This window comes from Amycolatopsis sp. NPDC058278, assembly GCF_042881395.1.
Classification (GTDB): domain Bacteria; phylum Actinomycetota; class Actinomycetes; order Mycobacteriales; family Pseudonocardiaceae; genus Amycolatopsis.
The window spans coordinates 93,135-102,368 of the sequence record NZ_JBHVXZ010000024.1; the positions used below are offsets into that span (position 1 = coordinate 93,135).

General features: G+C 73.1%; 8 protein-coding genes. 4 read left to right on the forward strand and 4 right to left on the reverse strand.

The window, feature by feature from the left end; genetic code table 11:
• Positions 1–17: 17 nt before the first annotated feature.
• From ACFVYA_RS15385 to ACFVYA_RS15395, 3 genes are all read right to left on the reverse strand, one after another.
• Entirely contained in the window at positions 18–668 is a 651-nt protein-coding gene (locus ACFVYA_RS15385; RefSeq protein WP_387045419.1) for a response regulator, read from the reverse strand.
• Positions 665–1,744: a sensor histidine kinase gene (locus ACFVYA_RS15390; RefSeq protein ID WP_387045420.1), complete on the reverse strand. Its 1,080-nt coding sequence runs from the start codon at positions 1,742–1,744 to the stop codon at positions 665–667. The genes ACFVYA_RS15385 and ACFVYA_RS15390 overlap by 4 nt, the downstream gene beginning before the upstream one ends.
• Before the next feature lie 127 nt (positions 1,745–1,871).
• A complete protein-coding gene (locus ACFVYA_RS15395; protein ID WP_387045421.1) occupies positions 1,872–3,191 on the reverse strand; it encodes an alpha/beta fold hydrolase in 1,320 nt (439 codons plus the stop codon).
• A gap of 164 nt (positions 3,192–3,355) precedes the next feature.
• Here ACFVYA_RS15395 and ACFVYA_RS15400 point away from each other — a divergent pair, with 164 nt between their 5' ends.
• The 3 genes from ACFVYA_RS15400 (at position 3,356) to ACFVYA_RS15410 (ending at position 6,239) form a co-directional block, all read left to right on the forward strand.
• Positions 3,356–3,613 carry a hypothetical protein gene (locus ACFVYA_RS15400; RefSeq protein WP_285990130.1) on the forward strand — a complete coding sequence of 86 codons (258 nt, stop codon included), beginning with the start codon at positions 3,356–3,358 and terminating at the stop codon, positions 3,611–3,613.
• 85 nt (positions 3,614–3,698) lie between these two features.
• Complete coding sequence (gene murJ, locus ACFVYA_RS15405) at positions 3,699–5,480, forward strand: murein biosynthesis integral membrane protein MurJ (protein ID WP_387045422.1); 1,782 nt, start codon at positions 3,699–3,701, stop codon at positions 5,478–5,480.
• Between the two features lie 240 nt (positions 5,481–5,720).
• Positions 5,721–6,239 (forward strand): hypothetical protein, encoded by a 519-nt coding sequence (locus tag ACFVYA_RS15410; protein WP_387045424.1) that lies wholly within the window; start codon positions 5,721–5,723, stop codon positions 6,237–6,239.
• 72 nt (positions 6,240–6,311) lie between these two features.
• Here ACFVYA_RS15410 and ACFVYA_RS15415 read toward each other — a convergent pair whose 3' ends face one another.
• The gene (locus tag ACFVYA_RS15415; protein ID WP_387045425.1) at positions 6,312–7,262 is read right to left on the reverse strand and encodes a chitinase; all 951 of its coding nucleotides are present in this window, start codon (positions 7,260–7,262) and stop codon (positions 6,312–6,314) included.
• A gap of 330 nt (positions 7,263–7,592) precedes the next feature.
• Between ACFVYA_RS15415 and ACFVYA_RS15420 the strand changes: the two genes are divergently transcribed.
• On the forward strand, positions 7,593–8,873 hold the full coding sequence (locus tag ACFVYA_RS15420) for a diguanylate cyclase (RefSeq protein ID WP_387045428.1): 1,281 nt from the start codon (positions 7,593–7,595) through the stop codon (positions 8,871–8,873).
• Positions 8,874–9,234 lie beyond the last annotated feature (361 nt).

Sequence of the window (9,234 nt, forward strand, 5' to 3'; positions counted from 1 at the left end):
CCGGGTGCGGCCCGAGTTCAGCGGCCGTCCACGAGGCCGTGTTCGTAGGCGTGGATCACCAGGTGGACCCGGGTACGCAGGCCGAGCTTGGCCAGCATCCGGGCCACGTGGGTCTTGACCGTGCCTTCACCGACGACGAGGGCACCGGCGATCTCGGCGTTGCTCATGCCCTTCGCCACGTGCCGCAGCACTTCGAGTTCCCTCGGGGTGAGCCGGTCGAGGCCGTCCGGCGGGCGGCGGGGTGCGGGTTCGGCGAACCGGCGGAGGGTGCGGCGGGTGACCTGCGGGTCGAGCATGCCCTGGCCCTTCGCCGCCGCGCGGACGGCATCGACCAGCAGCGCCGGTTCGCTGTCCTTCAGCACGAAGCCCGCCGCGCCCGCCGCGAGTGCTCCGAACAGGTACTCGTCGACGTCGAACGTGGTCAGTGCGACGACCGCGGGCGCCGGGTTGACCGATTCGCCGATCCGGCGGATGGCGGCGATCCCGTCCAGGCGCGGCATGCGGAGGTCGAGCACCACGACATCGACGCCGCCGTACCGGGCCTTCTCGACGGCTTCGGCGCCGTCGGCGGCTTCGCCGACCACCTCGATGTCTTCCTCGGCGTCGAGCACCAGGCGCAGGGCCCAGCGGACCGGCTCCTGGTCGTCCGCGAGCAGTGTGCGGATCATCGGGGCAGCCGGGCTTCGACGCGCCAGCCGGCCGGGCCGTTGGGCCCGATTTCCAAGGTGCCGCCGAGCAACCGGGTCCGCTCCCGCATCCCGCGCAGGCCGCTGCCTTCGGCCGGGGCACCGGGGTGGGTGGAGCCGTTGTCCGCGACGGTGACCACGACGGCGTCCGGACGGTGGTCGACGCTCAGGTCCACGCGGGTCGCGTCGGAGTGGCGCAGGACGTTGGTGAGCGCTTCCTGGGCCACCCGGTAGCCGGCGTGGTCCAGGTGCGGCGCCACGTCCGGCGCGCCGCGCCGGGTGAGGGTGACCGTGCGGTCCGGGCCGGTGATGCGTTCGACCAGCGTGTCCAAATCGGACAGTGAACCGCCCGTTCGCGGCAGGACGGCCCGCACTTCGGCGAGGGCGGTGGCCGAGGCGTCGGCGATGGTGACCAGCGCCCGGTCGGCGGCCGGCGGCAGCGCGCGGACGACGTGGCGGACGGCGGTGGCCTGCAGCCGGATGACGGTGAGGTGGTGCCCGACGGCATCGTGCACCTCCCGGGCGATGCGGGCGTGCTCCTCGGCGACGACGCGCCGGGTCTCCGCCCGGTAGAGACGCTCGGCGTGCTCGGCGCGGTCCCGGTGCAGCCGCAGGGCGTACCCGGCCGCGACCGGCGCGACGCCGAGGAGCACGAGGTCGGTGTAGGTGGCGGCGCCGGCCGGCCGGACACCGGCGACGGCCAGGACGAACAGCCAGCCCACCGAGCAACCGAGCACGCGCAGCCGCGGCCGGTGGTAGGCGGCCGACCCGAACGCGGCCATGGTGACCAGCCGCCCGGGCCAGAGCGGCAGGGCCAGGACGACGGCGGCGCAGAGCAGGGCGGCACCGAGCGGAAAGCGGCGGCGGAGCATGAGCGGAGCGGCCACCGCGGCGGCGCCCGCGCCGACGGCGAGCGGATCGGCGCCGGCACGTTCGGCCAGCCCGAGCACCAGCACGACCACCGCGGCGGCGCCGGTGACGAGGAGATCGCCGGTGGCGGTGCGGAGGAAAGCCGGCGGTTGCCACGGTCCCGGGCTGGTCGGGTGGTCGATGGCCATGTCCACGTTGTACACGTCCGGCTGGGTTCGCGGGGCGGGTTCCGGCTGGCCGGGTGTGGGGTTTCGGGTGGCTGACCGGCACCGGGAGCCGTGGCGATGAAGGCCGATCCGGGCAGCCGCCCGCCCGTCAGCCCGCGCTTCCGCAGCGGGCCCCCGACGGCGGCAGCTCCCCGTCCCACAGCCACCGGTGCACGTAGCCGCGCACGCACGCGTTCCCCCGCAGGTACAGCGCATGGTTGCCCGCCGATGGCAGATAACTCCCGTGCAGCTGCGCAGCCACCCGGCGGCCGTGGTCCGCGGGCGTCAGCGGGTCGTCGTCGCCGTTGGCCACCAGTACCCGGGGCATCGGGGGCAGGGCGGCCGGTGGGGTGAGCCCGGTCCGGGGCAGCCCGGCGCACTGCCCCGACACCCGCCACGGGTGCGCGGCCCAGCCCAGCCGTGGCGCCGCCGCCCGCAGCTCGGCTTCCACCCGCTCGGCGGCCGGAAACGTGCGCGGCTCGGGGAAATCCGCACAGAACGCCGTCCGGGCCAGGCGGGCGTCGGGCGGGGCCGGACGGGGCGTCACCGCCGAGGTGTCCCCGGCTTCGGCCGCCGCCAGTGCGGCCGTCAGCGCGGGCCAGCTCCGGTCGTCGCCGATCCGGGCGGCCGTCCACGCGACGGCCACCCCCGCCGGGAGCCCGTCCCACACCGCGATCACGTCACGCCCGTGCAGCGCGCAGCCCGGGTCCGCCGCGCACCAGCGGGCCATCCGGAACAGGTTGCGTTCGGCCGTCACCGCGCCGGCCCGTGCCCACGCCACCGGATCGGACCGGGTGTGGTCCAGCACGCTGTCGAGGTACATGCGCCCGACGCGGGGGCCGAACAGCGCCGCGTACTCCTGCCCGTACACCGTGCCGTACGAGCTGCCGAAGTAGTTCAGCCGGGGCTCGCCCAGCCGGGCCCGGATCGCGTCCATGTCGCGGGCGACCTGGCGGGCGCCGAGGTGGCCGGGGGCCGCCGGGCAGTCCGCGGCGAACTTCGCGTTGGCGGCGGCGTAGGCGTCATACGCGCTCTTCGTCAGCGGCCCCGGCAGGGCCGCGGGCGCCGGCCCGGGGCACGTGACGTCGAGGCCGCGCGGGTCGAACACCACCACGTCGAACCGGGCCGCCAGGTCGGTGAACTGGTCGCGGAAGCCCGGCACGGCGAAGAGCGGGATCGACTGCGCGGGACCGCCCGGGTTCACCAGCAGGGTGCCGAGTTTCCGTTCGCGCGCGGGGATCCGCAGCAGCGGGACGGTGACGGTGGCCCCGCCGGCCGGGTGGTCCCAGTCAGCGGGCACCTCGATCCCGGTGCACGACAAGCCGTCGTAACAGTCTCGCCACGCCAAACCCCCGTCCGCCACAGCGGTCCCGGCTCCGGTCACGAGCAGCACGGCCACCGCGGCCACGTGCTTGAGCAGTGCTTTCATGCCTCGATTCGAGCAGCCGGGGGCGCCCCGCGCGTCTGCCTCGCGACAGACTTTTCCGCCCGGGGAACCTCACCCACACCCCGGACGTCCTAGTGCCGTAAGTAACACAATCGGCCCAATGGGCGAATAACCCGTTGTAGTGGCGACAAAGGAAAGGCAGTCCGGTGTCCGGTTCAGGAGTCGAGCTCACCCACCGCGCGATGGCCATGTTGAGGGCGGTGGCCGCCGGTCGTGCGCAGATGACGTGCAGCTGTGAGCCCGACCTCTTCATCGACGGATTCGCCTGTTGTGATCAGATGACCGCCCACGCGCTGGCCCACGGCGGTTTTCTCCGCCCCGGCGCCGAAGGGGCCACCGGCCGCGTCGCCGCCGAGCTGACCGAGGCGGGCCGCGCGGCGCTGGCGATCACCGTCGCCGCCTGAGCGGCTGATCACGCGTCACGCAGGGTCGTGACTTCGCTCTGGTGTTCGATTTATCCCGGGTCGCCGACCTGGCAGGCTTGTCCCCATGGCGGAGCACCCACCACCGGTGGACGACGAGGCGACGGTCTTCCTCCCGAGCGAGCTGAGGGGCCCGCACTGGCCGACCCGTGACCCCGATGTCTCCCGGCGCGCCTACGACGAGTTCGCCGGCCAGATCGTCGCGCGGCCGCCCGCGTCGCCGGTCAGCGCCGGGCGCGGGGAAGGCGCCGGCTCGTCGCTGGCCCGCTCCAGCGGCCGGATGGCGGTCGCCTCGGCCGTCAGCCGGGTCACCGGGTTCGTCGCGAAGCTGCTGCTCGCCGCCGTGGTCGGGGCCGGGGTCGTCAACGACTCCTTCACCGTCGCGAACACGTTGCCCAACATCGTCTTCGAACTGCTCTTCGGCGGCGTCCTGGCCAGCGTCGTGGTGCCGCTGCTGGTCCGCTCGCACGACGACCCCGACGGCGGCCGCGCCTACACCCAGCGGCTCATCACGATGGCGCTGGTGCTGCTCGCCGTCGGCACGGCCGTCGCGGTGGCGATCGCCCCGCTGTTCACCGCGCTCTACGTCGACAAATCGTCCGCGTCCGCGAACTCCGGGCTGACCACCGCGCTGGCGTACCTGCTGCTGCCGCAGATCCTGTTCTACGGCCTGTTCGCGCTGCTCTCGGCCATCCTCAACGCGCAGAACGTCTTCGGCCCGCCGGCCTGGGCGCCGGTGCTGAACAACGTCGTCGTCACCGGCACGCTCGTCGTGTTCGCGTTCGTGCCGGGGGAGCTGACGTTGGATCCGGTCCGGATGAGCGACCCCAAGCTGCTCGTGCTCGGCCTCGGCACCACGCTCGGCATCGTCGCGCAGGCGGTCGTGCTCATCCCGGCGTTGCTGCGCACGGGTTTCCGGTTCCGCTGGCGCTGGGGCTTCGACCCGCGGATCAAGGAGTTCGGCGGGCTGGCCGCGTGGATCCTCGGCTACGTCGTCGTCAGCCACGTCGGGTTCGTCATCACCACCCGCGTGCTGACCGGCGGCAACAGCGGCGGCGTCACGGCCTACAGCTACGCGTCCCTGCTCTTCCAGCTCCCGTACGGCATCCTCGGCGTTTCGCTGCTGACCGCGCTGATGCCGCGGATGAGCCGCGCCGCCGCGGACGGCGACACGGTGTCCCTCGTCGGCGACCTCTCGCTCGCCTCCCGCATGTCCACCGTGCTGTTCGTGCCCATTTCGGCGGTGCTGGCCGTGGTCGGCACACCGATCGGCATCGCGATCTTCACCTGGGGCCGCGGCACCCTCGACGACGCCGAGCGGCTCGGCCAGACGCTGGCCGTCTCGGCGGTCGGGCTGCTGCCGTTCGCGCTGGTCATGCTGCAGTTGCGGGTGTTCTACGCGATGAAGGACGCCCGCACGCCCACGCTGATCATGCTCGTGATGACCGCGGTGAAGATCCCGCTGCTGCTGCTCTGCCGCGGATTGCTCGACGGCGAGCACGTCGTCTACGGCGTCATGCTCGTCAACGGCGCCGGGTTCGTGGTCGGGGCGGTCCTCGGCCAGGTCTGGCTGTGGGTCCGGCTCGGCCACCTGCGCAGCAAGCGCTCGCTGCGGGTCGGGCTGATCACCCTCTCGGTGAGCGGGCTGGGAGTGGTGGCCGCGGTGCTCGCCGGGCGCGCCGTGCCCGCGTCGCTCGGGGTGATCCCGGGGGCGTGGGTGAAGCTGCCGGTGCAGGGGCTGCTGGGGATGGCCGTGCCGTTCGGGTTGCTGGCGTTGCTGAAGCTGCCGGAGTTCACCCCGGTGACCCGGCGGGTGGCCGGGCTTCGGCGGCGGTTCGCGGCTCGTTGAGGTTGGGGCCGGGGTGTGGTCGGCTTGCCGAGGCTGTCAGAGCTGCCCGGGTGGCCGCCGCGCGGGGGTGGTTCGCGGCTCGTTGACGGCTACGGCCGGGAACGCGATCCGGTTGTCTCGAAACGGTAACGAGAGCGCGGCGATCAGCGCGTTTACAATTGCCGCAAGGGTTTCTACTATCCACCGGGATCATGCGGCCGCGGGCGAGCGCGGCGGCGGGGGCACGGGTGGAGGACATGCATGACGCGCAGTGCGCGCAAGCGGCGGGACCGGGTCACGGTCGACGAACTGCTGCGGCAGACCGGGGCGCGGCCGCGCAAACCGGGCTCGCGGGCGGCCGAGCTGGCGGCGCGCCGGGACACCGGACCCGAATCGGGGCTCGGCGCCGGGCACAGCGGGGCGGCGCGGGTGGCGCTGGCGTCGGCGGTGTTCGTCGTGCTGGGCGGGCTGGTCGTCGTGCTGGCGACGCGGCCGGACTCCGTGCCGGGCTCCACGCAGTTCCCACAGCTGCAGCCGGCCACCGCCGTGCCGTCCTCGACCGCGCTGGCCGTCCCGACCGAGACGACCACGCCGTCCCCGGCGGTGATGCACGCGCGCCGGACGCCGACCCCGACCCCGACGGTGACGATCGAACTGCCGCCGCCGTCGACGACGGCCAAGACGAGCCCGCCGCCGCCCACGTGGACGCCGCCGCCGTGGAACCCGTACCAGTGCAACCCGTACTCCTGCGGGCCCTACTCCGGCGGGCCGCGGCGCTGACCCGCGAAGGCCCTCTCACCGACCCCGATGCCGGTGAGAGGGCCTCCGACAGCCCCACTACGGGTCGGTGGGTCAGCCGGTGTAGCCGGCGACGATCTTGGTGAACGCGTACTTGTCCTGGCTGATCCCGCTGCACTCGCCACCGCCGCTGCAGTCGCGGTTGGTGGCCCAGAACGTGAAGCGGGCCAGGTGGTGGCCGGCCGCGTAGCCGCGGATGGAGGTGAAGTTCGCGACCGTGACGGTCTCGCCCGCGTTGTCGGTCTTGCCGTTCATCGAGGAGAGGCCGCTGTGCCGGTAGGCGGTGTCGTCGCTCCAGCCGAACGTGGTCTTGAGCTGGTTCTTCAGCCCGTCGACCGCGGACTTCGTGTGGGCGGCCATGTCACCGCCGTCGGAGAAGTCGAACGGCATGACCGACCAGACGTCGACCGGGGCGCCGATCGCCTTGGCCTGGTTGATCAGGCGCTTGCCCCACGAGTCGGGGCCGGTCGTGGTGGTGCCGATGGTGATGACGACCTTCAGGTTCGGGTTCTTCTGCTTGGTCAGCTTGACCGCGTTGAGGATGCGGTCCTGCACCGTGTTGTTCTGGAACTCGTCGGTGTTCTCGATGTCGAGGTCGATCGCCTTGAGCGCGTAGGCGTCGATCACCTTCTGGTAGGCGCCCGCCAGCGCGGCGGCCGACGTGCACTTCGAGCCCAGCTTCGTGCCGGACCAGCCGCCGAAGGAGGGGATCACGTCCCCGCCCGCGTTGCGGATGTTCTGGATCATCGTCTTGTCGGAGCCGGTCAGCGACCGGCTGCCGTCCCACTTGGGGTTGCACGAGCCGTCCGAGAGGACGAACGCGAGCGTAAACGCTTTCACGCCGGTCGCGGACATCGCGGCGGTCGGGCTGGTCTGCCCGCCCCACTGGTACAGGTACGGGGAGGCGAGCACGGGGTCGACCGCGGCCATGGCCGGCGGGGCGAGCCCGACCGTCGTCGCCAGCGCGGCCGAAGCCGCGGCCGCGAGGGTGAGGAGACGGCGCACTGACTTCGCCGATCCGGCCGAAAGCAGGCCGCCCCCCGAGCGACGGGCAACCGTCGCTACGAAGGTCTTCGGCCGTGACTGTGGGCGGATCGGCGATGAACGAAGCAGCATGGGGGTCCTCCGAAACGCGCAGGTGGAGCACCTCCGGTTTGAGGCGGCGGGATCAACCCGGGAGGAGTGCTGTGTGCCACCACACAGTGGACTAGACCAATGTTGCGTGTCAACCCTCCGTCGGTCGGAAAATGACCCACGGTGCCCGGCGCTCCCGGGCGTGTTAAATTCCCCTTAAGGCGGATCGACACGGGCCCGCATTCCGGCTACTTTGCCGAAATGGTGGGGGATTCCACGGTCGCCGCCGGCGGGGAAGGCCGCCCGGGCCGGTTCCTGCCCGCCCTCGTCCTGCGGCGCTGGGCCCTGCGGCGGTGGGCGCTGTGGCGGCTGCCGCGCCGCGGCCAGGTCTGGTACCTCGTCGGGATCGACGCCCTCGCCATCGCCGCCGTCGTGCTCGCCGCCCTCCGCTTCCCGCCGCTCGCCGCGATGCTGACGCCGTTCGCGCTGCTCGCGGCCGGGATGCTCGTGTCGGCGGAGCTCGCGCGGCCGGTCGAGCGCCACCGCGAGGACACCCTCCTCGGCCCCGGCGTCGACACGTCGTGGATCTTCGCCGGCGTCCTCGTGCTCCGCCCCGGTCTCGCCGTCGCGCTGGTCGTGCTCTCCGCGCTGCACCAGTGGTTCCGGGTCCGCAGAAGACCCGTCCACCGGCAGGTGTTCGGCGCCGCGGCGACGGCGCTGGCCGGCCTCGTCGCGGGGGCTTTCCTCACCGCGACCGGCGTCCGGCCGGTCGGTGAGGTCCTTGGCTCCCGGACCGTTCTCCTGCTCACCGCCGCCGGGCTGGTGTTCCTCGCGGTCAACGCCGCCCTCGTGACCGGTGCCGGCGGGCCCCGCCGTCCGCGCGAAGCCGCCCCCGGGTACGCCTTCGACGCCGCGATGACGGCCTTCGGCCTCCCGCTCGCCTGGGCCGCGGTCGCCGCGCCGCTGCTGGTCCCGGTGCTCGCCGGCGCCACCGTCGTGCTGCACCGCGGCGGGCTGGGCGGCGGCCGCCGCGACCACGTCACCCTCGATCCGGGCACCGGCGTGCTGACCGCCGCGTCCTGGCGCGGCGCCGCCGAGGCCCGGCTGGACCGCCCCGGCGGCCCCGGCCCGGCCGTGCTGCTGCTCGACCTCGACCACTTCCGCCTGCTCAACGACCGCTACGGCGCCCGGATCGGCGACGCCGTCCTGCGCGCGGTCGCCGGCACCCTGCGCGACGAGGTCCGGGCCGCCGATCTCGTGGGCCGTTCCGGCGGCGAGGAGTTCGCCGTGCTGCTGCCCGGTTCCGGCCCGTTCGACGCGATGGCGATCGCCGAGCGCATCCGCCTGCGGATCGCCTCGACGCTGGTGGCGCTGAAGGCCTCGGGTGACGGCCCGCAGTTCGTCGGGGTGACGGTGTCGATCGGTGTGGCGGGCTGCTCGGCCGGGCTCCTCGACGAAGCGCTGCTGGCGGCGGAACAGGCGTTGCTGCGGGCCAAGGCGGCGGGCCGCAACCGGACGGTCTGCGCCGAACCGGCGTCGTGACCCCACCGTTGAGCGGGGCGTGCAACCGGTAGTACCGCCGGGCGTCTTGAGGGTGGAAGACGGTGAGGGGCCGTCGGACAACGCAGGGGAAAGGGGCTGCAGGGCGTCAAATGCGAGGCGCCCTGGGGCATTCGCGCACTTCATCAACGAAATCGAGGGTGGCCGGATCCTGTTCGGCTACCGTAGCGGGAAGTGGGTGGTGCAGGGCGGCGGGACGGGCCAATTGTGTGAAAGTGTCCCGGCCGCGATCGCCGAGCGGATCTGCGGCTAGTGTCCTGCGCCTGAAGTCCGCTATCTATTTGTAGGATGCGGTGATGGCGGGTCGTGGACGGTCCAAGGTTGAGCTGGTTCTCAGCGATGA